Origin of the sequence: Frankia sp. Hr75.2 (genome assembly GCF_949319125.1) — a bacterium.
Lineage (GTDB): Bacteria > Actinomycetota > Actinomycetes > Frankiales > Frankiaceae > Parafrankia > Parafrankia soli.
In genome coordinates this window covers 1-25,101 of record NZ_CASGGV010000088.1, presented here as the reverse complement: position 1 = coordinate 25,101, position 25,101 = coordinate 1, and the positions used below count along the sequence as shown (strand labels likewise).

The 25,101-nt window shown below is 72.8% G+C and carries 18 protein-coding genes and 2 pseudogenes; 13 read left to right on the top strand and 7 right to left on the bottom strand.

Annotated elements, in window-relative coordinates; all coding sequences use genetic code 11:
- The first annotated feature begins 271 nt into the window (after window positions 1-271).
- From AC559T_RS08355 to AC559T_RS08335, 5 genes are all read left to right on the top strand, one after another.
- Window positions 272-2,098 carry an ATP-binding protein gene (locus AC559T_RS08355; protein ID WP_498868332.1) on the top strand — a complete coding sequence of 609 codons (1,827 nt, stop codon included), beginning with the start codon at window positions 272-274 and terminating at the stop codon, window positions 2,096-2,098.
- A 22-nt stretch (window positions 2,099-2,120) separates the two neighbouring features.
- The gene (locus AC559T_RS08350; RefSeq protein ID WP_498868331.1) at window positions 2,121-3,284 is read left to right on the top strand and encodes an exonuclease SbcCD subunit D; all 1,164 of its coding nucleotides are present in this window, start codon (window positions 2,121-2,123) and stop codon (window positions 3,282-3,284) included.
- Between the two features lie 79 nt (window positions 3,285-3,363).
- Complete coding sequence (locus AC559T_RS08345) at window positions 3,364-6,693, top strand: AAA family ATPase (protein ID WP_498868330.1); 3,330 nt, start codon at window positions 3,364-3,366, stop codon at window positions 6,691-6,693.
- Window positions 6,694-6,800: 107 nt separating this feature from the next.
- Window positions 6,801-7,784: a hypothetical protein gene (locus AC559T_RS08340; RefSeq protein ID WP_498868329.1), complete on the top strand. Its 984-nt coding sequence runs from the start codon at window positions 6,801-6,803 to the stop codon at window positions 7,782-7,784.
- A 136-nt stretch (window positions 7,785-7,920) separates the two neighbouring features.
- Complete coding sequence (locus tag AC559T_RS08335; protein WP_498868328.1) at window positions 7,921-8,859, top strand: NAD(P)-dependent oxidoreductase; 939 nt, start codon at window positions 7,921-7,923, stop codon at window positions 8,857-8,859.
- Between the two features lie 82 nt (window positions 8,860-8,941).
- Here AC559T_RS08335 and AC559T_RS08330 read toward each other — a convergent pair whose 3' ends face one another.
- Together AC559T_RS08330 and AC559T_RS08325 are read right to left on the bottom strand one after the other, a co-directional pair.
- Entirely contained in the window at window positions 8,942-10,807 is a 1,866-nt protein-coding gene (locus AC559T_RS08330; RefSeq protein ID WP_498868327.1) for a flavin-containing monooxygenase, read from the bottom strand.
- A 424-nt stretch (window positions 10,808-11,231) separates the two neighbouring features.
- Entirely contained in the window at window positions 11,232-12,218 is a 987-nt protein-coding gene (locus AC559T_RS08325) for an alpha/beta hydrolase (protein ID WP_498868326.1), read from the bottom strand.
- Window positions 12,219-12,449: 231 nt separating this feature from the next.
- On the opposite strand from AC559T_RS08325, the gene AC559T_RS08320 reads away from it, so the two are divergent.
- A complete protein-coding gene (locus AC559T_RS08320) occupies window positions 12,450-12,803 on the top strand; it encodes a VOC family protein (protein WP_112105432.1) in 354 nt (117 codons plus the stop codon).
- A gap of 31 nt (window positions 12,804-12,834) precedes the next feature.
- Here the strand turns inward: AC559T_RS08320 and AC559T_RS08315 are convergent, their stop codons facing one another.
- Together AC559T_RS08315 and AC559T_RS08310 are read right to left on the bottom strand one after the other, a co-directional pair.
- A complete protein-coding gene (locus AC559T_RS08315; protein WP_498868325.1) occupies window positions 12,835-13,797 on the bottom strand; it encodes an intradiol ring-cleavage dioxygenase in 963 nt (320 codons plus the stop codon).
- A 114-nt stretch (window positions 13,798-13,911) separates the two neighbouring features.
- Complete coding sequence (locus tag AC559T_RS08310; RefSeq protein ID WP_498868324.1) at window positions 13,912-14,925, bottom strand: aldo/keto reductase; 1,014 nt, start codon at window positions 14,923-14,925, stop codon at window positions 13,912-13,914.
- A gap of 101 nt (window positions 14,926-15,026) precedes the next feature.
- Here AC559T_RS08310 and AC559T_RS08305 point away from each other — a divergent pair, with 101 nt between their 5' ends.
- The 6 genes from AC559T_RS08305 to AC559T_RS08280 all read left to right on the top strand — a co-directional run bounded on the left by AC559T_RS08305 (window position 15,027) and on the right by AC559T_RS08280 (window position 21,269).
- Entirely contained in the window at window positions 15,027-15,884 is an 858-nt protein-coding gene (locus AC559T_RS08305; RefSeq protein ID WP_112105166.1) for an MmyB family transcriptional regulator, read from the top strand.
- Window positions 15,885-16,012: 128 nt separating this feature from the next.
- Complete coding sequence (gene hppD, locus AC559T_RS08300; protein ID WP_498868323.1) at window positions 16,013-17,218, top strand: 4-hydroxyphenylpyruvate dioxygenase; 1,206 nt, start codon at window positions 16,013-16,015, stop codon at window positions 17,216-17,218.
- 70 nt (window positions 17,219-17,288) lie between these two features.
- Window positions 17,289-18,506, top strand: coding sequence for a homogentisate 1,2-dioxygenase (locus AC559T_RS08295; RefSeq protein ID WP_498868322.1), 1,218 nt, complete (start codon window positions 17,289-17,291; stop codon window positions 18,504-18,506).
- Window positions 18,503-19,414 carry a hypothetical protein gene (locus AC559T_RS08290; protein WP_498868321.1) on the top strand — a complete coding sequence of 304 codons (912 nt, stop codon included), beginning with the start codon at window positions 18,503-18,505 and terminating at the stop codon, window positions 19,412-19,414. The genes AC559T_RS08295 and AC559T_RS08290 overlap by 4 nt, the downstream gene beginning before the upstream one ends.
- Window positions 19,411-20,607 carry a fumarylacetoacetase gene (fahA, locus tag AC559T_RS08285; protein WP_498868320.1) on the top strand — a complete coding sequence of 399 codons (1,197 nt, stop codon included), beginning with the start codon at window positions 19,411-19,413 and terminating at the stop codon, window positions 20,605-20,607. Before AC559T_RS08290 ends, fahA begins: the two co-directional genes overlap by 4 nt.
- A 305-nt stretch (window positions 20,608-20,912) precedes the next feature.
- Window positions 20,913-21,269: an ArsR/SmtB family transcription factor gene (locus tag AC559T_RS08280; RefSeq protein ID WP_200835191.1), complete on the top strand. Its 357-nt coding sequence runs from the start codon at window positions 20,913-20,915 to the stop codon at window positions 21,267-21,269.
- A gap of 278 nt (window positions 21,270-21,547) precedes the next feature.
- On the opposite strand, the gene AC559T_RS08275 is transcribed toward AC559T_RS08280, so the two are convergent.
- Window positions 21,548-22,252: an IS6 family transposase gene (locus AC559T_RS08275; protein WP_498868319.1), complete on the bottom strand. Its 705-nt coding sequence runs from the start codon at window positions 22,250-22,252 to the stop codon at window positions 21,548-21,550.
- A 173-nt stretch (window positions 22,253-22,425) separates the two neighbouring features.
- Window positions 22,426-23,778, bottom strand: coding sequence for a PhoX family protein (locus AC559T_RS08270; RefSeq protein ID WP_498868318.1), 1,353 nt, complete (start codon window positions 23,776-23,778; stop codon window positions 22,426-22,428).
- A gap of 373 nt (window positions 23,779-24,151) precedes the next feature.
- Between AC559T_RS08270 and AC559T_RS08265 the strand changes: the two are divergent.
- A pseudogene (locus AC559T_RS08265) lies at window positions 24,152-24,274 on the top strand (IS5/IS1182 family transposase); the annotation flags it as partial.
- A gap of 49 nt (window positions 24,275-24,323) precedes the next feature.
- Here AC559T_RS08265 and AC559T_RS08260 read toward each other — a convergent pair.
- Window positions 24,324-24,851, bottom strand: a pseudogene (locus tag AC559T_RS08260) (IS6 family transposase); the annotation flags it as partial.
- Window positions 24,852-25,101 lie beyond the last annotated feature (250 nt).

Genomic DNA, 25,101 nt, shown 5'->3' with positions numbered 1-25,101 from the left:
GGCTATCTCCCGGCCGGGCGGCGAACGCGTTGGAGGTCGCTGGTCGAGGTGGCACCGGCTGGGTGTCGGACCTCACGGCTAGCCTGGTGGCGGCCGGTCGCCGGATGCGCCGGGCGATCGCCTGCGGCGGAGGGTGTCGGGTGTCGGGCGCTGCATGGCCATGGCCATGGCATTGGCATTGGCATTGGCATTGGCAGGCCGGCAGTCGCAGGCCGGTCGTGGCAGGCCGGCAGGAGCAGGTTGGTAGGGGCAGTCGGTTGGGGGTTCGTGCATGACGGTTGAGGTCGGCGGGTCCAACGGCAGGCGTACCGCCGGCCCGGCGCGGGAGGCGGCGGCCGTGGCGCCGGTCGGTCGGGTGCTCGGCACCGAGGAGAACACCCCGCTGCTGTTCCACGTCGCCCTGCTCGAGGGCAGCTATCTGCAGCTCGACGATGTCGTCGTCACCGTCCGCGCGGTGCCCGGCGTCGGGCCGGTGATGACCGCCGGCATCGTCACCCAGGTGCGGGCCCGGCACGAGGGCGCGTCGTTCGGCTCGGACGTCTTCCTGATCGCCGACGGCGTCCTGCCCGCCCAGGTGCAGGAGATCGCCGAGATCACCACGACCCGGGTGGAGCCGGAGGTCTACGTCCCGCCGCTGCCCGGCGAGCAGGTGCGGCGGGCGACCGGCGACGAGCGGGCGACGGCGCTGTACTTCGACATGATGGACAAGCGGATCCCGGTCGGCATCGGGCGGGACGGCAACCCGATCTACGTCAACCTGGAGTTCCTCGACGGGACCCGGGGCGCTCACGTCTCGATCAGCGGCATCTCGGGAGTGGCCACCAAGACCAGCTTCGCGCTGTTCCTGCTGCACTCGATCTTCCGCTGCGGGGTGCTCAGGCGCGAAGCGGTGAACACCAAGGCGCTGGTGTTCTCGGTGAAGGGCGAGGACCTGCTGTTCCTCGACCACGCCAACTCCCGGCTCGACGAGGGTATGCGCGCCGCCTACAGCCTGCTCGGGCTGCCCGCCGAGCCGTTCCGCTCGGTCGGCTTCTTCGCCCCGCCGCTGCCCGACGACACCTCGGGACGTCCGCACGTCGCCTCCCGGCCGACCGGGGTAGCCGCGTTCTGGTGGACGATCCAGGAGTTCTGCGCGGGCGAGCTGCTGCCGTACGTGTTCGCCGACGCCGAGGACGACCGCAACCAGTACACGATCGTCGTCCACCAGGTGGCCCTGCGGCTGCGCACGGACGCGGTTCCCGCCGGCGCCGACGGGGCCGTCAGCATCGACGGCCAGCTGGTGCGGACCTACTCCGAGCTGGTCGACCTGATCGTCGACCGGCTGACCGACGAGGAGACACGCCGGGACTGGGCCGGGCCGGTGACGGGCGCCGGGACGGTCAACGCCTTCGTCCGCCGGCTCCGCTCGTCGTTGCGTTCACTGCGGTCACTGATCCGGGCGGATCTGGCGGACAGCCCGCGCCGGCGGGTGTCCACGGCCGACCAGCAGGTGACCGTGGTCGACCTGCACAACCTGCCGGAGCGGGCGCAGCGGTTCGTCGTCGGGGTGGTGCTGGCCGCGGAGACGCGGCGCAAGGAGGAGGCCGGCGCCGGCGGGCTGCTGTTCACGATGATCGACGAGCTGAACAAGTACGCCCCGCGGGAGGGCGCGAGCCCCATCAAGGAGGTGCTGCTCGACATCGCCGAGCGCGGCCGCTCGCTGGGGATCATCCTGATCGGCGCGCAGCAGACGGCGAGCGAGGTCGAGCGGCGGATCATCGCGAACAGCTCGATCAAGGTGGTCGGCCGCCTCGACTCGGCCGAGGCGGGCCGGCCGGAGTACGGGTTTCTGCCGCCCGGGCAGCGCGCCCGGGCCACACTGGCCAAGCCGGGCACGATGTTCGTCTCGCAGCCGGAGATCCCGGTGCCGCTCGCGGTGGAGTTCCCGTTCCCCGCCTGGGCGACCCGGCACTCCGAGACCGCGGGTCCTCCCCCCGAAACCACCGGCCCGCCGTCCGGCTCGGTTCCCGGCCAGCCCGGGAAACCGGCGCCCGGCACGATTCCCCGCAATCCGTTCGATCTCCTACCCAACCCCTCCGACGAGGTTCCGCCGTTCTGACCTCTGGCCGTTAGGGACCGCCATGAAGTTCCTGCACACCTCGGACTGGCACCTCGGCAAGACGCTCAAGGGGCGTAACCGGCTCGACGAGCAGCGCGCGGTGCTCGGGGAGATCATCGGGATCGCCCGGGAGCACGAGGTCGACGCGGTGCTCGTCGCCGGGGACGTCTACGACAGCGCGGCCCCGCCGGCGGCGGCCCAGCAGCTCGCCGTGCAGGCGCTCGTCGCGTTGCGCGGCACGGGGGCCGAGGTGGTCGTGATCGCCGGCAACCACGACCACCAGCCGACCTTCGACGCCTACCGGCCGCTGATGTCCGCCGCCGGGATCACCCTGGTCGGAACGCCGCGCACCGCCGCCGACGGCGGGGTGGTGACCTTCCGCGCCCCCGGCACCGGTGAACCGGTGACCGTGGCGGCGCTGCCGTTCGTCTCCCAGCGGTACGCCGTGCGCGCCGCCGACCTGGTCACCCAGACGCCCGACCAGACCGCGGCCCGCTACGACCAGGTGGTGCGCGCCCTGGTGGAGCAGTTGCACTCCGGCTTCGACGACAACGCGGTGAACCTCGTCCTGGCCCACCTGACGGTGACCAACGGCCTGTTCGGCGGTGGGGAGCGGATGGCCCAGTCGATCTTCGAGTATCACGTGTCCGCGGCGGCGTTCCCCGCGGACGCCCACTACGTGGCGCTGGGGCACCTGCACCGGCGGCAGACCCTCGCCGCGCCGTGCCCGGTGGTGTACTCCGGCGCGCCGCTCGCCGTCGACTTCGGGGAGCAGGAGAACACGAACGTGGTGTGCCTCGTCGAGGCGAGCCCCGGCGTCCCCGCCCGGGTCACCGACATCGCGCTGACGGCCGGCCGGCGGTTGCGGACGGTCCGGGGCACCGTCGCGGAGCTCGCCGCGCAGGCCCCGGAGCTCGCCGAGGACCTGCTGCGGGTGGTCGTGCGCGAACCGGCCCGCGCGGGGCTGCGCGACGAGGTCCAGGAGCTGCTGCCGAACGCGCTCGAGGTCGGCATCGACCCGGAGTTCCGGGTGGCCCTCGGTGGGTCGCGCCCCAGCGCCGCGGCGCTGGCCCGGCGCAGCCCCGCGGACCTGTTCCGGGAGTACTGCGCCGCCGAACAGTTCGACGACCCCCGGGTCGAGGCGCTGTTCGCCCGGCTGCACGACGACGTCTCCAGCGGCGAATAAGTGGCCGAGTGACCGAGTGACCAAGCGACTGATGGGACGTCCGAGCCGGCGCCGGCCGAGGGATCTGGGAGGGGACTGAATGCGCCCGGTACAGCTGGACCTCGCCGGTTTCGGGTCGTTCCGGGAACCGGCGGTGCTGGACCTCACCGACGCCGACTACTTCGCGCTGGTGGGCCCGACCGGCGCCGGCAAGTCGACGCTGATCGACGCGCTGACGTTCGCGCTGTTCGGTTCGGTGCCGCGCTGGAACAACCGCGCGACGGTGCACCTGGCGCTCGCGCCGACCGCGGCCCGCGGCACGGTGCGGCTCGTCTTCGACGCGGCCGGCGCCCGCTACGTGGTGGCGCGGGAGCTGCGCCGCTCCGCCCGCGGCGGGGTGACCGTGCGCAACGCCCGGTTCGAGCGGCTGGCCGACCCGTCCGGCGCGGGCGGGCCGGGGGAGCCGACGGAGGTCCTCGCCGCGGGCGCGCCCGCCGTCACGGCGGCGGTCGAGGAGCTGCTCGGGCTCACCTTCGAGCACTTCTGCACCTGCGTGGTGCTCCCGCAGGGCGAGTTCGCGGAGTTCCTGCGGGCGAAGCCGAGCGAGCGGCAGGCGATCCTCACCCGGCTGCTCGGGCTGGGCGTCTACGACACGATCCGCGCGGCGGCGAACGCCCGCGCGAGCGACCAGCGCCAGCGCGCGGACGTCCTCGCCGAGCAGCTCGCCGGGTACTCGGACGCGACCGCCGCCGCCGAGGCCACCGCGGCCGACCAGGTCGACGCGCTCACCCGGCTCGCCGCCGAGGTGGCCGCCGCGCTGGCGGAGCTGGCCTGGCTGGACACCGCCGCCGCCGACGCCGCCGCCCAGGTCACCCGGCTGGCCGCTGAGCGTGACCGGCTCGCCGCCGTCCGACCGCCGGACGGGCTGGCGGATCTCACCGGCCGGCTGCACGCCGCCCGGGCCGCCGCCGCGGACGCCCGCCGGCACCGCGAGGAGGCCGAGCGGGCGGACAGCACCGCCCGGGAACGGCTCGCCGCGGCGCCGTCCCGCGGCCCGCTCGACCGGTACGCCCACGACCACGAGGCACTCGCCGGCCTGCTCGCGGCCCGACCGGAAGCCGTCACCGAGCAGACCGCGGCCGGGGCGGCCCTCGCCGCCGCGGACGCCGCGCTCGCGCAGGCGCGCGGCGGGCTGGCGTCGGCGACCACCACCGAACGCGCGGCCGAGCAGACCGCCGAGGCCGCCGCCGCCGAGATGAGCCGGCTCGAAGCCGAGCTGGGGCTGCTCGCCGGTGTGCGCCCGCCGGTCGGGCTGGCGGCGCTGACCGATCGGCTGCGCGGCGCAGAGGCGGCGCGGGCCGAGGCCGTCGAGCGCCGGGAGGCGGCCGAGCGGGCCGACACCGCCGTCCGCGAGGAGCGGGCCGCCGCACCGCCGCGCGGCCCGCTGGAACGGGCCCTGCGCGATCACGAGCTGCTCGCCGAGCTGCTGACCGGCCAGGCTGGCGCGGCAGCCGCGCACGCCGCAGCCCGGGACGCGCTCGGCCGGGCCGAGACCGCCCTGGACACGGCCCGCCACGCCCGGCACCGCGCGGCCGCCGCCCGGGACACCGCCGCCCGCGCCGATCTGGCCGCCGCGTTGCGGCCGCACCTGGCCGTGGGGGAGGACTGCCCGGTCTGCGCGCGGCCCGTCGCGACCCTGCCGCCGCCGCTGCCGGCCCTCGGCATCGGTGCGGCCGACGAGGCGGTCACCGCCGCCGAGGGTGAGGTCGCCGCCCGTACCGCCGAGGCGACCGCCGCCACCCGGGCGGCACTGGAATCCGAGGCCCGGCTCGCGGAGCTGACCAAACGGGTCGAGGAGCTGCGCCGCGCGCTCGCCGACGCGCCGGACGCCCGCCGCGCCGCCGACCTCCTCGCGGACGTCGAGCGGCTCGACGGCGCCGTCACCGGCGCCGACCTGGCCCTGCGCCAGGCCCGCGACGCCGCGGCGGCCGCCGAGACGGTCGTCACCCGTTGCCGGGACGAGGCGGCCGGGGCACGGCGGGCGCTCGACACCGCCCGGGACCCGCTGGTCTCCCTCGGCGCTCCCGGCCCGGCGGGCACCGACCTGGAGGCCGACTGGGCCGCGCTCGTCACCTGGGCCGCCGGCCTCGCCCGTGACCGGGCCGGTCAGCGTGACGCCGCCGCCGAGCGGTCGGCCGCCGCCGCGGCGTCCCTCGCCGCCGCGCGGCAGGCACTGGCGCTCGCCACCGCCGGGCAGGCCCGGGCGGACGAGGAGCGGATCGCCGCGGCCCGGGCCCAGCAGCGGGCCGCCACCCGCGTCGCGACCCTCGACGACCAGACCGAGGCGCTGCGTGCCGCGCTCGCCGGCGCGCCGAGCGCCGTCGAGGTCGCGGCCGCGCTCGCCGAGCTCGACCGGCTCACCGCCGCGGCCGGCCAGGCCGACCAGCGGCTACGCGGCGCCCGGGCGGAAGTCGACGCCGCCGAGCGGGCGTTCGAGCAGGCCCGGGACGCGCTCGGCGCGGCCGGCGCCGCGCTGGCCGCGGCCCGCGACGGCCTCGTCCCGCTCGGCGCCCCCGCGGTCGACGGCGAGGACGTTTTGGCTGGTTGGACGGAGCTGACCGACTGGTCCCGCGCGCAGGCGACGGCCCGCGACCACCTGCTCACCGCGGCCACCGCCGAGGCCGAGGCCACCCGCCGGCGCCGTGACGACGCCGACACCGCGCTGGGCGAGCTGCTCGCCGCCCACGACCTTCGCCCCGACGGCCCCGAGCCTGACCCCGCCGGGGGGCCGGCCTCGGCCGGTGCGTCCGCCGCCGTGGCGGAAGGGCTGGCACGGGCCCGCGCGGAGCTTGCCCGGGTCGTCGAGCGCCGTGCCGAGGCCGCCCGGCTCACCGCCGAGGTCGCGACGGCGCGCGAGGCGGACCAGGTCGCCCGCCAGCTCGGCCAGCTGCTGCGCTCCGACCGGTTCCCGCGCTGGATGGTGGCCGCCGCCCTCGACATCCTCGTCGAGGAGGCGTCGGTGACGCTGTCGGAGCTGTCCGGCGGCCAGTTCGAGCTGACCCACGAGGACGGCGAGTTCGTGGTCGTCGACCATGCCGACGCCGACTCGCGCCGGCCGGTGCGGACCCTCTCCGGCGGTGAGACGTTCCAGGCCAGCCTGGCGTTGGCTCTCGCGTTGTCCTCCCAGCTGCGGGCGATGGCGGCCGGCGGGGCGGCCTCGCTCGACTCGCTGTTCCTCGACGAGGGCTTCGGCACCCTCGACGAGGCCACCCTGGACGTCGTCGCGAGCACCCTGGAGAGCCTCGCGAGCGGCGGCGGCCGGATGGTCGGCCTGGTCACCCACGTCCAGGCGCTGGCCGAGCGGGTCCCCGTACGCTTCGCGGTGAACCGGGACCAGCGGACGTCGACCGTCGTCAGGGAGCGCACGTGACCGAGGCACCACCAATCCCGCGGCCGGCCGCGCCGGCCGGACCCGACGGATCCCCCGCACCTCCCGCACCTCCCGGATCCGCGGCACCTGTGGCGCCGGCGGGCGGGATGCGGTTCAGCGTCGACGCCTGGGATCCCGGCTACGGGACGAGCCTCGGCGAGGAGGAGCTCGTCGAGTCCAGCGCCCCGGTCGTGCTGGACGTCGAGGTGCCCGAGTCGGCGTGGGCGCCGCGTGACCCCGCTCCCGGCACGGCCCCGCCGGGCGCGGTGCTGTTCGTCGACGGGGTGCGCCGCGTCGAGGCACGCGCCTGGATCCACGACAGCGTGCCCGCCGGCGAGCAGGCGACATCGGCGCTGCCGGCCCTGTGCGCCTCCTATGCCAGTGGCGTCGTCTGCTGCTGTGAGGCCGGGGCCCACCTGGCCGTCGCGATGGTGAGCCGGGGGACGTTCACCGCCGCCGCGCACGCCGCGGACGTCCGGACGACCGCCGGCGACTATCCCGTCCGCCGGACGCGCGCGACCGACCCGGTCGGGCTGAGCCTGGCGTTGCAGCGGGCCCTCGGTGAGCTCGAGGTGGAGTCGGCCGCCGCGGCCCGCGCCCGGCTCGGCGACCACACGACCGGCACCGGCCACCACGCCGGCACCGACCTGCTGGTCGTCGACGGCCCGCTGCGCGGGCGCCAGCACCTGCCGCGGACCCTGGGCTTCGTCAAGACCCACCAGTCGGCCTACCTTCCGCCGCGCCAGCACGCGATGGTCGGCACCCTCGGTCCGGGCCAGCGGACCCCGGTCTTCCTGATGGGTTCCAGCTGGGACCGGCACAGCTGGTACCTGCGGCTGCCGGGCGGGCCGGGCGCGCCGTGGGCCGGGGTGGTGCGGGTCGAGTGCGGCGCGGACATGTCCGCCGCCGAGGCGATCGCGCTGGCCGACCAGAGCCAGGTGACGCTGCGCCGTTTCGCCTCCGCCGAGTTCAAGGACGCCCGCGCCCCCCAGAACCTCTACCCGATCGCCGGCCTGGAACGGGCACTGCGCCGCCGGATGGGCGATCCCCAGCTGTTGTACCGCGCGCTGCGCCGCGCCGCAGTGAACTGAGCCGGCCGCCACCGGCGGCGGGGCCGGGTGGTACGAACTCCTGGGTCGTACGGGGTCGTACGAGGTGGCAGTGGGACGCAGTCGTGCGTGGTCGCACAGGAAGCGGGTCGTCTTGTCCGTCGCAGGTTCCTCGCCGGTGTCGCCCGAGTCGGTGTCGCCCGAGTCGATGTCGCCCGAGTCGACCCGGGTCGGGTGGATCGGCACCGGGGTGATGGGGGCGTCCATGTGCGGGCACCTGCTGCGCCGCGGCTACCGGGTGACGGTCACGACCCGCAGCCGGGACAGCGCGGACGGCCTGCTCGCCGCGGGGGCGACCTGGGCCGACTCGCCCGCCGAGGTGGCGGCCGGCAGCGACGTCGTGTTCTCGATGGTGGGCCTGCCCGCGGACGTCCGCGAGGTGCTGCTCGGCCCCGCCGGCGCGCTCGCCGGTGCTGAGCCCGGGACGGTTCTCGTCGACATGACGACGAGCGAGCCCGCGCTCGCGGTCGAGATCGGCCGGGCCGCCGGGGAGATCGGGATGCACGCGCTGGACGCGCCGGTGTCGGGCGGCGACGTCGGCGCCCGCAACGCCACACTCTCGATCATGGTCGGCGGCCCGCCCGGCGTGTTCGAGGCGGTCCGCCCCGGTTTCGAGGCGATGGGCGCCACGATCGTCCGGCAGGGTGATCACGGCGCCGGTCAGCACACGAAGATGGTGAACCAGATCCTCATCGCCAGCACCATGGTCGCGATGTCGGAGGGACTGCTGTACGCCAGCCGCGTCGGACTGGACGTCGCCGGCGTGCTGGAGTCGGTGGCCAGCGGCGCCGCCGGCAGCTGGTCGCTGTCGAACCTCGCGCCGCGGGTGGTGGGCGGCGACTTCGCGCCCGGGTTCTTCGTCGACCACATGGTCAAGGATCTCGGCATCGCGCTCGCCGAGGCACGGCGGGCCAGGCTCGCCCTGCCGGGGCTGGCGCTCGCCAACCAGCTCTACGTGGCCCTGCAGGCGCAGGACCGTGGCCGTGACGGCGCCCAGGCACTGGTGCACGCGCTGGCTTCGCTGTCCGGCCTGGAATGGCCCCCGCACCCGGCCTGACCGGGGGCTCCCGCCAACGCGAGGGCGCCCGTGCCCTGACCGGGCCCGCCGGCCCCGACCACGGGCAGGCGGGCCGGCGGGGTCAACGCAGGATCAGGTCGTCGAAGTCCGGGTGGCGCAGCCGGTGCCACATCTCGTTCCCGGGGAACGGGCAGTTCGTGACCGAGCGGCCGTGCTCGTTGCGGTAGTAGCTGTTCGCCCGCGCATCCTTGTAGATCTTGTACTTCTCGCGCTCGTCGAGCTGGTCGTTGTAGCGCCAGTACGCCTCCTCGGTGACGTCGATGGAGGCCTTCTCCTCGAGGATGACCTTCTCGATGCACTCGAGGAGCCAGCGGGTGACCATCTCCTGGTGGTTGACGACGCCCAGGCCGCCGTACGGGTTCATGTTCGGCCCGTAGATGAGGAACAGGTTCGGGAACCCCGGCAGCATCGCGCCGAGGTAGGCGCGCGGGCCGTCCTTCGCCCACAGCTCGTGCACGGAGCGCCCGTTGCGCCCCAGCACCTCCATCGGCCACAGGCACTCGTTCGCCTTGAACCCGGTCGCGTAGACGATGACGTCCAGCTCGTGCTCGGTGCCGTCCGCCGTGCGGATGCCGGTCGGGGTGATCCGGTCGATCCCCTCGGTGACGAGGGCGACGTTGTCGCGCATGATCGCGTCGTACATGTTGTAGTTCGCGTCGACCTGCACCGGCCGCGCCGAGAACGGCGGATGCGGCGGGATCATCTTCTCGACCAGGTCGGGCCGGCTGGCGAGCTTCTGCCGGATGAAGGCGACCCGCTCGTCGCGGATCTCCTTGTTGACGGCGCTGCGCGCGAACGGGTCGTCGAACTCCGGGTCGATCTCACGCAACGGCCCCGACTGGTACGGGCCGAGCAGCCAGTTGGTCCGGAACCGCATGAAGTGCGGGTGGTACGGGAAGTTGCGGTCCAGCCAGGTCACCTGGTCCGGGAACGGTGACAGGTAGCCGGCGTGCTCGAACAGCCACTGCGGCGTCCGCTGGAACACCGTGACGTGCGAGGCGAGCTTCGCCAGCTCCGGAGTCATCTGGACGCCCGAGCAGCCGGTGCCGATCACACCGACCCGCCTGTCGCCCAGCTCGAGGCCGTCCGGCCAGCGCGCGGTGTGGAACGACGGGCCCTGGAAGTCCTGCGCGCCCGCGATGGTCGGGACGCTGGGCCGCGAGAGCAGCCCGACGGCGCTGATGACCGCGTTCGCCCGGAAGACCCGCTCGCCCTCCGGCCCCTTCGCCGTGACCTCCCAGGTGGAGGTGCCCTCCTGCCAGACCACCGTCGTCACCTCGGTGCCGAACACGATGTGCTCGCGGAGGTTGAAGGTGTCGGCGACCCAGTCGAAGTAGCGCTGGTTCTCGGACTGTGAGCACCACGGTGACGGGCAGTCGAACTCGACGCCGATCATGTGCATGTAGGCGCGGCTCGGCGAGTCGACCCGCGCGCCCGGGTAGCGGTTCTCGTGCCACGTCCCACCGACGCCGGAGTTCTTCTCGATCACCGTGAATCTGATGCCGGCGTGCTGGAGCTGGACGGCCGCGTTCAGGCCGCCCATGCCGGTACCGATGACGATGACGGAGAAGTCCGCGAGCCGCTCCGGCGGGGTGGGCTCCTTCCAGGTCAGCCCGCGGACCCAGGGGTCGAGGCCGAGCTCCTCCACCCAGAGATCGACGTCCTCCGCGGGGAGCTCGTCCAGGCCGCCGGCGAGCGCGAGGCTGCGCGGCAGTCGTTCGCGCGGCCCGGGATCGATCTGCCCCGCGCCGGAGTCGCGACAGGCCTTCAGGAAATCCGCGGCCTTCGCTCGCAGCAGGGCGATGTCGGCCGGATCGGTGAGGCCGACCGAGAGGTTCCCGCCCACGTAGCCCGGTACGGGCCCGACCTTCGTGGCGGCGACGCTCTCGTCGCCGGTCAGCTGATACAGCAATCCCCGCAGTGCCATCGGATCGGCGTGGTCAGCCGCGTCTTCGATCTGTTCATCGGTAGCCGCGAGTAATTCCGCACGTGGGGACTCCGACTCGCGATCCATGTCGAGTGCTCTCACTTCCGCCGATACGAGGGGACGCACGAAGCGGCGATCACGCGAATCGATGACCGAACGTGCCGCCGCCCTCGCCGTACGGCGCTCTGGACGGTCCGCCGCCGCTCTCCCCGGGCCGGTTTCCTGGCGCCGAGGAAAGGCTAACCGCCCGAACCGACTTGGACAAGTGAGCGCTTACTATTCCACGATGCGGAATGTGATCTAGGGGGTGCGTGCGTGCCGCGGCGGGAGTCGCCGTTACGTGTTCGTATGTTTCCCTGTGCGGAGGGTCGGCCTTCCTGGGTGCGGGTGGGTGCGGGTCGGCAGGCTCGGAGTGAGCGATTATTCATCGCTCCTCACTGTGTGCAGACCCGAGAAGGCGCCGGATGAAATCGTCCCGGGTCTTCCGCGCGGCAACGGAGATCGCGGCGTCCGGCGCCACTCCGTCGAAACCGTGGAAGCCGCCGGCCCACACGTGCAGTTCCGCGGACCCGCCGGCCGCCCAGATTCCCGAGGCATAGGCGACCACCTCGTCCCGGAACACCTCCGCCGATCCGCAGTCGAGGTAGGTCGGCGGCAGCCGGGAGAGGTCGGTGGCCCGGGCCGGGGCCGAGTACTCCGAGACGTCGTCCGTGCCGCGCCGGTCGCCGAGCCGGGCGCCCCAGCCGGCGATGTTGCTGGACCTGTCCCACACGCCGATGCCGTCGATCTGTTGCGTGGAGACCGTGGCGTCGCGGTCGTCGAGCATCGGGCAGAGCAGGATCTGCCCGGCGAGCGCGGGCCCGCCGCGGTCCCGGGCCATCAGCGTCGCCCCCGCGACGAGCCCGCCGCCGGCGCTCAGGCCCACAGCGATCAGCCGGCCCGGGTCGAACCCGAGCTCCGCGGCGTGCTCCGCCGTCCAGACCAGACCGGCGTAGCAGTCGCGCAGCGGCGCCGGGTCGGGATGCTCCGGCGCGAGCCGGTAGTCCACGGACACCACGACAGCGTCGAAAAGGGTGATCCAGTCCAGGTACCGGTTCATGCCGCTGAACCGGTCACCCATGACCATCCCGCCGCCGTGGGCGAAGTAGACGCCCGGCCCGCCCGGCGCGCCCGCGCGCTTCCTGATGACGGCGACGGTGACGTCCGGGTCCCCGTCCAGTCCGGGAACGAGCCGGTCCTCACGGACGAGGTCCTGCGCGGCCAGCGCCTCGTCGACCACCGCCAGCGGTGTCGGCGTGCGCAGCGCGACCATGCGCGCGGCGTCCACGGTGGACGGCAGCTGGCCCGATGCCAGCAGCGGGGTGAGCTCCCGGTCGAACGGCGGTGCCGGACAGGTCGTCTCGCTGGCCATCTGCCCCTCCGGGGATGATCGTCGGCACCCGTCGGGCACCGGCGCCTGTCACGTACGAAGGCGACAGAATCCAAACATTTCCCGACTGCGGGCGGGACGTCCGGCGCGCAGCGTCGAGGAGTTCGTCGCCGAGCGGGCCGGGCTCGTCGGCCGCCCGCTTGGAGGCTGAGGCCGGTTGACCGGGGGCGAGGACGTTCCGCCGGAGGTGGCTTCTGTGCCACACTCCGGCGTGTGCCGAGATTTCACCATGCCAACCTCGGGGTCCCGCCGGATGCCGCCGACGCCGAGGCGGAGTTCCTGGTGGGGGTGCTCGGCTACCGGCGGCTCGAGCCATCGTCGGTGGCCCTCGGCCGCGGTGCGCGGTGGTTCGAGGCCGACGACGGCACCCAGGTCCACCTGAGCCTCGACCCCGACCATGTTCCCGCGGCCAAGGCGCACACGGCGATCGAGGTCGGTGCCGACTGCGCCGCGATCGAGGCCCGCCTGACCGCGGCCGGCATCCCGTTCACCGCGGGTGACTTCGACGGCCGGCGGATCGTGATCTGCCGCGATCCCGCCGGCAACGGCTGGGAGCTGCGCGGCTGATCCGGCTGACCGGTCTGGTCCGGCTGACCCGTCAGCCCCCGCCCGGCGCCCCTCCGCCCCCCGGCCCTCCACCGGGAGCCTGGCTGCCGCCCGCGGCCGTCGACGTGTCGACGCCGACGGCGAGGGCGACCGCGTAGCCGCTGGAGACGTCGCCGGTCACGGTGCCGAGCTGGCTGGCGGCCGAGTCGTCCCCGAAGACGTTGTCGCTGTCGAGGCTGACCGCCGCCAGGTTGCGCACGGACGCCTCGTAGCCCGACTGGGCGTAGACCTTCTCGGAGACGTCCTGCGGCAGCGCGACCTGCGAGGTGGCGATGGCCTTCGTCGAGTCGGTGATGCTGGCCTGGTCGGGATAGACCTCGAAGTGGATGTGCGGCCAGCGCCCCGTGTAGCACGCCGGGAAGATGCTGGTGAAGCGGACCGTGCCGGCGGAGTCTGCGACCTGGACCCCGCGCAGGTAGTTCTGGTCGGTGACGCCGTCGGAGTACATCGAGTAGCGGCCCTCGCGGTCGCAGTGCCACACGTACACGGCCACCCCGGCGAAGGGCGTGCCGCCGTTCGCGAGGTCGCGAACCGTCAGCGCCAGTGTCATGGGGACGCCCTCGGCGGTGCCGGTCGAGTCGCCGAAGCTGGACCGGATGTCACTGCGGACCACACCGCTCTGCTCGAGGACGTCCGGCCCGTTGGATCCGTCGCCCGGGTAGGGGCCCGCGGTCTCCTCGGGGATCTCCCCGGCCGCCACGCTCGCTGTCGCGGCCGACGTCCCCGAGGTGGACGTCCCCGAGGCGGCTGAGGCAGTGGATCCGGCGGAGTCCGAGCCGCAGGCCGCCAGGCCGGCCGACGCGGCGCCGAGGCCGAAGAAGGCCAGCATCCGCCGCCGGCTCAGCAGTGTGCCGACGTCGAAGGCGAGGCCCTGGTCAACGATCTCCTCGTCGGGCCGGGCCAGCGGGCGCCCCTCGTACGCCCGCGTCCGGCTGGGACTCCGGTGATCCTCCATGTGCCCTCCATCTGCGATCGGCTGACCTGATGGCTCGATCATGGCGGGCCCGGCGATGCCTACGCTGTGCGTTCCCTGTGCACCACCTGTGCGTGGGCGGGCTGGCGGGCCGCGTCAGCGCTCGGCGGGACGCTCGCTGTCGAGGGCGGTGAGCTGGGCGTCCTCGTACCGTCCGCCCGCGGCCGACCCGGCGGGCACCGTCCGGTCGACGTCGGCCAGATCCTGCTCGGACAGGGTGACGGCCACGGCGGCCAGGGCGTCGTCGACGCGGCTGCGGCGGCGCATCCCCACCAGCGGGATGACGTCCGGACCGGCGGCGGCGACCCAGGCGATGGCCAGCTGCGCGACGGAGACGTTGTGGCGCTCGGCGACCGGCCGTAGGCGTTCGACGAGCCCCAGGTTGTGGTCGAGGTTCGCGCCCTGGAAGCGCGGGCTGTGCGCCCGGAAGTCGCCGCTGTGCCCCGACGGGCCGGTGCCGGCGATCAGCCCGCGGGAGAGCACCCCGTACGCGGTGATCGCGATCCCCAGCTCGCGGCAGGTCGCCAGGATCTCGTCCTCGATGCCGCGGGAGAGGACCGAGTACTCGATCTGCAGGTCGCAGATCGGGTGCACGGCCGCCGCCCGCCGGATCGTCTCCGGGCCGACCTCCGACAGGCCGATGTGCCGGACCAGACCGGCCTTGACCTGCTCGGCGATGGCACCGATGGTGTCCTCGACCGGCACGGCGGGGTCGAGCCGGGCCGGCCGGTAGATGTCCACATGGTCGGTGCCCAGGCGCACCAGCGAGTAGGCGAGGAAGTTGCGCAGCGCCGCCGGCCGGGCGTCGAAACCACCCCAGCCGCCGACCGCGTCGCGCAGCGCGCCGAACTTCACGCTCACCGTCACCGCGTCCCGGTCGAGCTGGCGCAGGGCGCGGCCGACCAGCAGCTCGTTGTGCCCCATGCCGTAGAAGTCGCCGGTGTCGAGCAGGGTCATCCCCGCGTCGACCGCGGCGAGGATCGTCGCCACGCTCTCGTCGTCGTCGGCCGGCCCGTACATGCCGGACATGCCCATGCAACCGAGCCCGAGCGCACCCACCTCCGGCCCGGTCGCCCCGAGCCGCCTTGTCGTCATCGTCGTCTGCGTCATGGCCGCCAGTCTGCTGCGGCGGGCGACGCCGCGGCAGGGACCGTTCATCGTGGGATCGCCGGTCCCTGGCTCGGCCGCCGGGTGTGGGGAACGCTGGTGGCATGGATCGCTCCGGGCTCGCCGACTTCCTGCGCCGGCGCCGCGCGCAGCTGCAGCCATCGGACGTCGGCCTGCCCCCCGGGGTGCGCCGGCGCACCCCGGGGCTGCGCCGCGACGAGGTGGCCGCGCTCGCCGTCATGTCGACCGACTACTACACCCGCCTCGAACAGTCCCGCGGGCCGCGGCCGTCCGCGCCGCTGCTGGCCGCGCTGGCCCGGGCGCTGCGCCTGAGCGACGACGAACGCGACCACCTGTTCCACCTCGCGGGCCAGCCGCCCCCACCGCGGACGTCCACCGCCGCGCACGTCTCGCCCGGTCTGCTGTACATCCTCGACCGGCTCACCGACACTCCCGCGTTCGTCGTCTCCGACATCGGCGAGGTCCTGGCGCGCAACCGCATGTCGGTCGCGTTGTCCGGCGACATCTCCGCCCGCCCGGGACGGGCCCGCAACAACACCTGGCTCTGGTTCGCCGAGCCGGACGTCCGGTCGCGGTTCCCGCGCGAGGACTGGGAGCGGCTGTCCCGCACGCACGTCGCGGACCTGCGCGCGACCCACGGCCGGCGCCGCGGCGACGCGGATGTGGAGGATCTCGTGGCCGATCTGCTGGGCCGCAGCGAGGAGTTCGCGCGGCTCTGGGCGGAGCACGAGGTCATGGTGCGCCGCGCCGACCACAAGCGGATCATCCATCCGGCGGTGGGCGCCGTGGACCTGCTGTGCGAGACGCTGACCAGCGACGCGGGCACCCAGACGCTGGTCGTGCTCTACCCGCGACCGGGCAGCCCGGCGCGCGACCAGCTCGACCTGCTGCGGGTCATCGGAACCCAGGACCTGACCACCGGCGAGGTCGCCGGTCGCTGACCACCCCGTCTCATCACACCAGGCGAGTCGTCACACCAGGCGGGCATCGCGTCACTCAAGGTAGTGTCACTCTCGCGTTCGCGCGCCAGCGCCGCCGCCTCGACTCCCGCCCGGCCGAGAGGACGTCCATGAGCACCGAAGTGACGCTGACCGGCCAGGAGCGCTCGGCCGAGCTGGACATCGACCAGCTCCGACAGCTGGTCGGTCTCGTCGAGCACGACCCGGCCGGCGACCCGTTCCCGGTGTCCGGCTGGGACGCGGTGGTGTGGGTGGTCGGCAACGCCAACCAGGCGGCCCACTACTACCAGTCGGCGTTCGGCATGGACCTCGTCGCCTACTCCGGGCCGGAGACGGGCCAGCCCGATCACTGCTCCTACGTTCTCACCAGCGGCGCGGTGCGGTTCGTGCTCCAAGGGGGAGTGAGCCCGGACAGCCCCCTGCTCGACCACCACCGCCGGCACGGCGACGGCGTCGTCGACATCGCGCTGGAGGTGCCCGACGTCGACCGGTGCATCGCGCACGCCCGTGCCCAGGGTGCGCGGGTGCTCGAGGAGCCGCACGAGCTGCGTGACGAGCACGGCGCCGTGCGTCTCGCCGCCATCGCCGCCTACGGGCGGACGCGGCACACCCTGGTCGACCGGTCGCGCTACTCCGGGTGCTACCTGCCGGGCTACGTCGAGCGCCGCTCCGGGCACGTCCGGCGGCCGGGTGCGCCGCGCAGCCTGTTCCAGGCGCTGGACCACGTCGTGGGCAACGTCGAGCTCGGCGCCATGGACGAGTGGGTGGCGTTCTACAACCGGGTCATGGGCTTCACGAACCTGGCCGAGTTCGTCGGCGGCGACATCGCCACCCGGTACTCGGCGCTGATGAGCAAGGTGGTCGCCAGTGGCAACCACCGGGTCAAGTTCCCGCTCAACGAGCCCGCGCCCGGCCGGCGGAAGTCGCAGATAGCGGAGTACCTGGAGTTCCACGGCGGTCCCGGCGCGCAGCACCTCGCCCTGGCGACCGGTGACATCCTCGCCTCGGTCGACGCGATGCGGGCCGAGGGCGTCGAGTTCCTCGACACTCCCGACACCTACTACGACGACCCCGCGCTGTGGGCCCGCGTCGGCGAGGTGCGGGCACCGGTCGAGGAGCTCCGGCGCCGCCGGATCCTGGTCGACCGCGACGAGGACGGCTACCTCCTGCAGATCTTCACCAGGCCGCTGGGGGACCGTCCGACGGTGTTCTTCGAACTCATCGAGCGGCACGGATCGCTCGGCTTCGGCAAGGGCAACTTCCAGGCCCTCTTCGAGGCGATCGAACGCGAGCAGGAACGGCGGGGAAACCTCTGAGGTGCCGAGGTTCCGCGGAGCAGATGTTCTGAGGACCCGACGCAAAGGACCCGACGCAAAGGACCCGACGATGCCGTACTACGCCCGGACCGGGGACGTCCCGCCCAAACGGCACACGCAGCACCGCGGCGGCGACGGCGGCCTGTACAGCGAGGAGCTGATGGGATCGGAGGGCTTCTCCGCGGACTCGTCACTGCTGTACCACCGGGAGATCCCGGCGGCGATCAGCGCGGCCCGGCCGTGGGAGCTGCCCGCCCTCGGCACTGTCGCCAACCACCCCCTGCGGCCGCGGCACCTGCGCACCCACACCCTCACCGCGGCCGAGGGATGGCGGAGCCTCGACGTCGTCACCGGGCGGCGGCTGCTCCTGGGCAACGCCGACGTCCGGCTCTGCTACGTCGCCGCCGGCGCGCCTTCACCGCTCTACCGCAACGGCACCGGTGACGAGTGCGTCTACGTCGAGGCCGGCACCGCCCGCGTCGACACCGTGTTCGGCACACTGCCGGCCGGCCCCGGCGACTACGTCGTCGTCCCGTGCGGCACGACGCACCGGTGGACGCCGAGCGGCGACGAGCCGCTGCGCGCCTACATCATCGAGGCGAACAGCCACATCCGCCCGCCGAAGCGCTACCTGTCGGCCTCGGGCCAGTTCCTCGAGCACGCCCCCTACTGCGAACGCGACCTGCGCCGCCCGGCCGGGCCGCTGCTCGAGGAGGGAACGGACGTCGAGGTGTACGTGAAGCACCGCGGGCCCGGGGCCGGCGGCGTCGCCGGCACGGTGCTGACCTACCGGACCCACCCGTTCGACGTCGTCGGCTGGGACGGCTGCCTCTACCCGTACCTGTTCAACATCGGCGACTTCGAGCCGATCACCGGCCGGTTGCACCAGCCACCGCCGGTGCACCAGGTCTTCGAGGGCCGTAACTTCGTCGTCTGCAACTTCGTGCCCCGCAAGGTCGACTACCACCCCGACGCGATCCCGACGCCGTACTACCACGCCAACATCGACTCCGACGAAGTGATCTTCTACACCGGCGGTGCCTACGGAGCCCGCCGCGGTTCCGGGATCGGGCCCGGTTCCCTCTCGCTGCATCCCGCCGGGCACACCCACGGCCCGCAGCCCGGGGCGGTGCAGGCGAGCATCGGGGTGGAGTTCGTCGACGAGCTCGCGGTCATGGTCGACACCTTCGCCCCACTCGAGCTCGGCGAGGGCGGCCTCGCCTGCGAGGACCCCGACTACGCCTGGACGTGGGCGGCGAACGCGGCGGCGCGGGGCGGCGCAGGGTGACCGGCCATCCGCCGCCGGGCTTGTTCGCCGGGCTGGTCGACGACGCCGGGCTGTTCCCGCCCGAGGAACTGCCCATGCCCGCCGCCCTCCGCCGGCACCGGCACGACCGCGCGGACCCCACCGGCGTCCTGACCGGCCACTTCCTGTGCGCCGCGTCCCGCCTCGACGAACTCCTCGAAGCGCTCGCCGCCGGTGCGCGCGGGCGTGGAGCCTTTGGCGGGCGTCTCGACGGGACCGCCGCCGAGGGGCGTCTCGCGCTGGGCCTCGTCAGCCCGTTGGAGCCGAGCACGCTCCACACCGCCCTGGCCCGCCTTGAGGGCGACCCGCGCGTCGAGCTGGTCGGGGTCGAGGGGCTGCTGGGTGACCTCGCCGCGCTGGCGGCGGTGCCACCGTCCGTGCCCTGTTTCGTCGAGACGCCGCGCGGGGATCTCGACGCCCTGGCGCGGGTGTCGGCCGCCGGCCACGGGGCCAAGATCCGGTGCGGCGGGGCGCGCGCGGAACAGTTCCCCCCGTCCGCGGAAGTGGCCCGATTCGTGGTCGCCTGCGCGCGCGGCGGCGTGCCGTTCAAGGCGACCGCCGGGCTCCACCACGCGCTGCCCTACCGGGACCGGCGAACCGGCTTCACCCACCACGGGTTCCTCAACCTGGTGCTCGCCACCTGCCGCGCGGTCGACGGCGCCGGCCTCCCGGCGGTCAGCGAGATCCTCGACCGCACGGACGAGGCCGCGCTCGTCGCCGAGGCCCGCGCGGTGCCGCCGGAGCTGGCCCGCGCCGCACGCCGGGCCCTCGTCGCATACGGCTCATGCCGGACAGACGCACCGGTCGACGACCTGCGCCGACTCGGCCTCGTCAGCTCCGCGGCACCGTCCGGGGCGACGGCGTCGGCCGGGACCGAGGCGTCGGCGTGACGGCCCGCTCGTGGGTGCCGGTACCCAAGGGCTCGGACTTCCCGCTGCAGAACCTCCCCTACGGCGCCTTCTCCGCCGACGGTGGGAGCCCCCGGATCGGCGTCGCCATCGGCGACCACGTGCTGGACCTCGCCGCCGCGCTGGGGGACCCGGTGTTCGCCCGGCCCCGGCTGAACGAGTTCCTCAGCCGGGGCCGGCGCCACTGGACGGCAGTCCGCGCGCGGATCACCGACCTGCTGACCGACCCGGCCCAGAAAGCGGCGGCGCGGCCCAGCCTGATCCCGCGTGACGCGGTCCGGCTGCACCTGCCGGTGGACGTGGCCGACTACGTCGACTTCTACGCCTCCGAGCACCACGCCAGCAACGTCGGACGGATCCTGCGCCCCGGCGGTGATCCGCTGAACCCGAACTGGCGGCACCTGCCTGTGGGCTACCACGGCCGCTCCGGCACGGTCGTCGTCTCCGGAACCGAGATCGTCCGCCCGTGCGGGCAGCGTCGGCCCACCGACGGCCAGCCGCCGGCGTTCGGCCCGACGACCCGCCTCGACATCGAGGCGGAGGTCGGCTTCGTCGTCGGGACGCCGTCGGCGCTCGGTGAACGGGTCACCCCGGCGGCGTTCGCCGACCACGTGTTCGGCGTGGTGCTGGTGAACGACTGGTCGGCGCGGGACATCCAGGCGTGGGAGTACGTGCCGCTCGGGCCGTTCCTCGGGAAGTCCTTCGCGACGTCGGTCTCGCCCTGGGTCGTCCCGCTCGACGCGCTGGCGGCCGCGCGGTTCCAGCCGCCGCCGCGGGAGCCCGAACCGCTGCCCTACCTGCGGGACAACGGCGCGTGGGGCCTCGACCTGCGGCTGGAGGTGAGCTGGAACGGCTTCGTGGTCAGCCGCCCGCCCTTCGCCGAGATGTACTGGACGCCCGCGCAGCAGCTGGCGCATCTCACCGTCGGCGGCGCGGCGCTGCGCACCGGCGACCTCTTCGCCTCGGGCACCGTCTCCGGCCCGCGCCGCGACGAGTGCGGGTCCTTCCTGGAGCTCACCTGGAACGGCACCGAGCCGCTGCGACTGCCCGACGGCACCGAGCGGACGTTCCTCGAGGACGGCGACACCATCACCATCCGGGCCACCGCCCCCGGCGACAGCGGCGTGCGCATCGGCTTCGGTGAGGTGACGGGAACGATCCGCCCGGCCCGGTGAGCACCCGCCGGCCGGCAGGCACCGGTCCCGTCAGACGAGGGAGCTCGCCTGCCCGGGTCCTGTCGCCGGCGGGACACGGGCCGTTCCGCGAGGGTGTCGAGATGCAGTGCGCGCTGATCGACCGGCGGACGGCACGACCCATCCGGTGGACGTCACCGTCGACTCCGTCGACGGCGCGAACACGGCGTTCAGTTTCGAGATCGGTGAGCCCGCGGACGCATAGCGGCGCAGACGACTTTCCGGGACGTCCGTCACGGAAAAGCAATCGCTTGACAGCAATATAACCTTTTGGTGATAGTTGAGTTGTGGAACCTGTGATCTGGGCCGCGGTGGGTGACCCGCACCGCCGCCGGGTGCTCGAGCTGCTCCGCGCCGGCCCTCGGCCCGTCAACGAACTGGTCGAACAGCTGGGGCTGAGCCAGCCCGGCGTGTCCAAGCACCTGCGGATCCTGCGTGAGGCCGGGCTCGTCACTGTCCGCCCCGACGGACAGCGCCGGCTCTACCTCCTGGAGCCCGCGCCGCTGCGGGAGCTCGCCCGCTGGCTCGAGCCGTTCCGGGCCCACTGGGACGATCGCCCGGACGCACCGGAACACCACCTTGACACCGCGGCGCCGCTACGGGAGCGGCCTGCCCCGCGATCTCGGCAGGAGGACACCTGGTGAACGCCTCCCGCGGAAGCTATGAAGGGTGGAGGGTCGCGCCGCGGCGCGCTCCGTATCCAACCTCCAAATCATCGCTGATCAGGTCCATGAGTAGCCCATCACGGAAAGCACCGTCCGGCCCGCGCTCATACCTGCGCATGATTCCGGCGGGCAGGAAACCGACCTTCTTGTAGAAGCGGATCGCCCTGTCGGTGGCGGCCGCGGGGTCAATAGTGATTCGATGAGGCGCTGACGCGTTCGGAGGAAGCAGGGCATGCCAGTGGCCCGGTGAGCAGTGGTCAGACGGCCTGGGCGAGTTCGGTGAATGCGGCGGCCAGCCGCAGCTGCGGGTCGGTGTGGGTGGCGAGGTCGTAGTGGCCGCGGCGGATGTTCTGGACCAGAGCGTGTCCGGCGCTGATCGTCTGGACAGAGCGCAGCCGTTTCAGCCCGCGCATCGGCCGCAGCCGGGCCTTCAACCGGCCATGATCAGCCTCAATCCGGTTGTTCCCCCGGACGGTGTCGACATGGCACGCCCCGGGGAGCAGCTCGTCGAGGAGCCTCGGGTAGACAGGTGCTTTGTCGGTGGTGACCTCAACCGGCCGGCGGCCATGAGACAGCGCCTGGGTGAAGAACCGGCGGGCGGCGGCCTGGTCGCGGCGGGTGCTGGCGAGGACGTCGATGACCTGGCCGTGCTGGTCAACGGCCCGGTAGAGGTAGGTCCCCCGGCCGGCGACCTTCACATACGTTTCATCGACGAACCATCTATCGCCCGGCCGGTGCCGGTATGGCCGGGCCGCGTCTACGAGCAGGGGCGTGAACCGCTGCACCCACCGGTAAACGGTGACGTGATCGACGTCGATGCCGCGTTCGGCGAGCAGTTCCTCCACATCCCGGTACGACAGCGCGAACCGCAGGTACCACCGGACCGCCAGAACGATCACCTCCGGTGGGAACCGGAACCCCGCGAACTCCGAGACCGGCGGATCAACCGCGCCTCGACCCATCACCTGATCATGCTCGACCACCAGCGCGAAGTCCTGCCCTGGCCGGAGGCAACAGAGCCGCTTTAACAAGGGTGGGCCCGGGCCGATTCGACCCGGACCCCCGCTCCGTTCAGGTGATCACCTGGCGCCGGGTCCGTTTCGCAGGAGATGCCGTCCCGGTCAGGTGCGAGGTGCTACAGGATGCCTTGACGCCACGGCCCGGTGATGGCGAAGGTGATGCCCGGCGACTGGATGTTCACGAACAGCCAGTTTCCGCCGCCGTCGTTGTCGAAGCAGGCCCCGCACCATTCGGAACCGGTGAAGTCGCCACTGATGCCGTTGACTGCCTTGTCGACGGGGATCACGACGTTGTTCTCAGCGAACTGGAAGATCAGACCGTCCGTGGACAAACCGTGCAGGAACTCCCGGCCGCTCCCGTCCTCGCACAGGACGAGGCCACCGCGCGGGCTCACCGTGATGTTATCGGGGAAGTTGAGCACGTTGGCGGCCGGTGACTCGAACACACAGGTGAGGGTCATCGCGTCGGAGTTGTAGGCGAAGACCTGTCCCTGCCCGGCCGCACCGCCGCTGGTGGCGGTCATGTAGACCAGCCGGTTTCCGTACCAGAGGCCTTCCGGCCGGGCAAACTCGGCGGCCCCCAGTGCCAGACCCTGCTGCACCACACCGTTGCCGGTGTCCGGGTCGGGGTTCGCGATCGGTACCCATTCCACCGGCAGAGTGGTACCGGTGCCGACCGCGCCACGCAGGTTCTTCCGGAACTCGCCTCGTATGGCGAGCATCTCCAGCTTCCCCCCGTCGGAGAGCCGGCCTTGGGTGTTCGGCGTGAAGCGGTACCAACCGCCAGGCGTGGCATCCTCGCTCATATAAACATAGCCGTGATGGTCGACCGCGGTCGCCTCATGACTGAACCGCCCCATGGCGGGTATCGGCATCGCGTCGGACACTCCGTCAGCCGGGACCTCGAACACATACCCGTGCCGCTTCGGGCTGATGGTCGTCGTCTCCTCGCAGCTGAGCCAGGTGCCCCAGGGTGTGGGACCGCCCGCGCAGTTGCGGATCGTCCCGGCGAGGCTCGGCCGGGTCTCGATGTACTTCGCCTGGTCCGGGTCGAAGACAACCGTCGTGGTGCCGCCTGCGGCGGTGCTGTCGTAGGTCGGGATCCCACCCTCGCCGATCGGAGCGCCGGTGCCGCGCTCGTGATTCCGGACCAGGTGAATCTTTCCGTTGCGTCGGAAAGCGGCCATTCCATCGTGCGCGCCGGGAGTCGCGGTGCCGTCCGTCATCGGATCGCCGGTCCACCCGAAGGTCACGTACTCAAAGCCACGGGGCAGCCGCAGCAGCTCGAGTCCCGTCGTCCGGTCGGCGGCCGGGTAGAGCGGACCATACCCGCCTCCCGCGACCGGGGCGGCGGAGGCAATACGCGCGGAAAGTGAGCCGAACGGCCCGGCCAGCGCGGCGCCGCCCAGCACTGCCATTCCCTTTAGAAGCCCACGCCGCTGCGGCCCGACCTGCGAATCTTCTGCCATCGAATGACTCCCCTGTTGAATTAGCGAACTCCCGTCCGAGTCCGATGGGTCAACCTAGGAATCCTTGTTTAACGCGCGCCGAACGTCCGATGTTGCATCGATGTACAGTATACATATTTTCTTCAAAGGAGAAAATATGTATAGCAGATTTATATACAAGCGATGACTCCCTGCACCCTTGGACCCCGGTTATGCGGTGAGTAACTTTTACGTTACCCGACTTTGGGTGCTTCGGTAGGGGCTGTTGTGTCCCGGGAAAGGGTGGCAGGCCAGGCTCTCGGTGGGTGTTCTGCACGCTTTCGCCGGGCCTCAGCTTGAGTTGATCTCTGGGTGTGGGGCTGGTCGTCTTGCGCTCGGCGGTCGGTGCGTTCCGCTGGAAGGCGTTAGCGAGCGTAAGCCGTACCCCAGTGACCTATCGGACGAGGCGTGGGAGCTGATCCGCCCCGTCATCACCGGGTGGAAGGCCCGGCATCCCTCGGCCAGCGGACACGAGGGGCGTTGCGTTCAGGGGATCCGGCGCACGCCAAGGGCTCCGGCGACCGCGGTCAGACGGCGCGTGCGAGCTCGGTGAACGCGGCCTGCAGCCGCAGCTGTGGGTCGGTGCCGGCGGCGAGCTCGTAGTAGCCGCGGCGGATGTTCTGAACAAGGGCACGCCCGGCGCTGATGGTCTGGACGGACCGGAGCCGTTTGAGTCCGCGCATCGGCCGGAGCCGGGCTTTGAGCCTGCCATGATCGGCTTCGATCCGATTGTTCTCCCTGGCGGCGTCGACATGGCAGGCCTCGGGGAGCAGCTCGTCGAGGATCCTCGGGTAGACGGGTGCCTTGTCGGTGGTGACCTCGACCGGGCGGCGGCCATGCGCCAGCGCCTGGATGAAGAACCGGCGGGCAGCGGCCTGGTCGCCGCGGGTGCTGACGAGGACGTCGATGACCTGGCCGTGCTGGTCGACGGCACGGTAGAGGTAGGCCCACCGGCCGGCGACCTTGACGTAGGTCTCGTCGAGGAACCACCTGTCGCCGGGCCGATGCCGGCAGGGCCGGGCTGCCCCGGCGAGTAGAGGCGTGAAGCGCTGCATGCAACAGGTCGGCGAAGTTCACTTTTCACTCCTACCCCGATTGATCTTCCTCGGTCGTTGCTCGCAGGTCAGTACGGCGACCCGGCCCGACCCGACCCGGGCTGGGCCTGGTGGCGTTGGGCGGTGAAGGCTCGCGCGGGGTGCGCGGCACCTATCTGCGGTCGAGGCCGGTCGTCACGTGATGTACGGACCGCCGGGTGGCTGCGCTCTCTCACGGCCGGTCGATGTTCCTATGGACGTCAAGCGGCTA

What these genes read in the sequence shown, in the direction of transcription:
- hppD (WP_498868323.1), top strand. Translation starts at nt 16,013, where the DNA reads ATGAGCACCGAAGTGACGCTGACCGGCCAGGAGCGCTCGGCCGAGCTG.
- AC559T_RS08345 (WP_498868330.1), top strand. Translation starts at nt 3,364, where the DNA reads ATGCGCCCGGTACAGCTGGACCTCGCCGGTTTCGGGTCGTTCCGGGAA.
- AC559T_RS08275 (WP_498868319.1), bottom strand. Translation starts at nt 22,252, where the DNA reads ATGGGTCGAGGCGCGGTTGATCCGCCGGTCTCGGAGTTCGCGGGGTTC.
- AC559T_RS08270 (WP_498868318.1), bottom strand. Translation starts at nt 23,778, where the DNA reads ATGGCAGAAGATTCGCAGGTCGGGCCGCAGCGGCGTGGGCTTCTAAAG.
- AC559T_RS08325 (WP_498868326.1), bottom strand. Translation starts at nt 12,218, where the DNA reads ATGGCCAGCGAGACGACCTGTCCGGCACCGCCGTTCGACCGGGAGCTC.
- AC559T_RS08305 (WP_112105166.1), top strand. Translation starts at nt 15,027, where the DNA reads ATGGATCGCTCCGGGCTCGCCGACTTCCTGCGCCGGCGCCGCGCGCAG.
- AC559T_RS08355 (WP_498868332.1), top strand. Translation starts at nt 272, where the DNA reads ATGACGGTTGAGGTCGGCGGGTCCAACGGCAGGCGTACCGCCGGCCCG.
- AC559T_RS08315 (WP_498868325.1), bottom strand. Translation starts at nt 13,797, where the DNA reads ATGGAGGATCACCGGAGTCCCAGCCGGACGCGGGCGTACGAGGGGCGC.
- AC559T_RS08295 (WP_498868322.1), top strand. Translation starts at nt 17,289, where the DNA reads ATGCCGTACTACGCCCGGACCGGGGACGTCCCGCCCAAACGGCACACG.
- AC559T_RS08310 (WP_498868324.1), bottom strand. Translation starts at nt 14,925, where the DNA reads ATGACGCAGACGACGATGACGACAAGGCGGCTCGGGGCGACCGGGCCG.
- AC559T_RS08330 (WP_498868327.1), bottom strand. Translation starts at nt 10,807, where the DNA reads ATGGCACTGCGGGGATTGCTGTATCAGCTGACCGGCGACGAGAGCGTC.
- AC559T_RS08350 (WP_498868331.1), top strand. Translation starts at nt 2,121, where the DNA reads ATGAAGTTCCTGCACACCTCGGACTGGCACCTCGGCAAGACGCTCAAG.
- AC559T_RS08340 (WP_498868329.1), top strand. Translation starts at nt 6,801, where the DNA reads ATGCGGTTCAGCGTCGACGCCTGGGATCCCGGCTACGGGACGAGCCTC.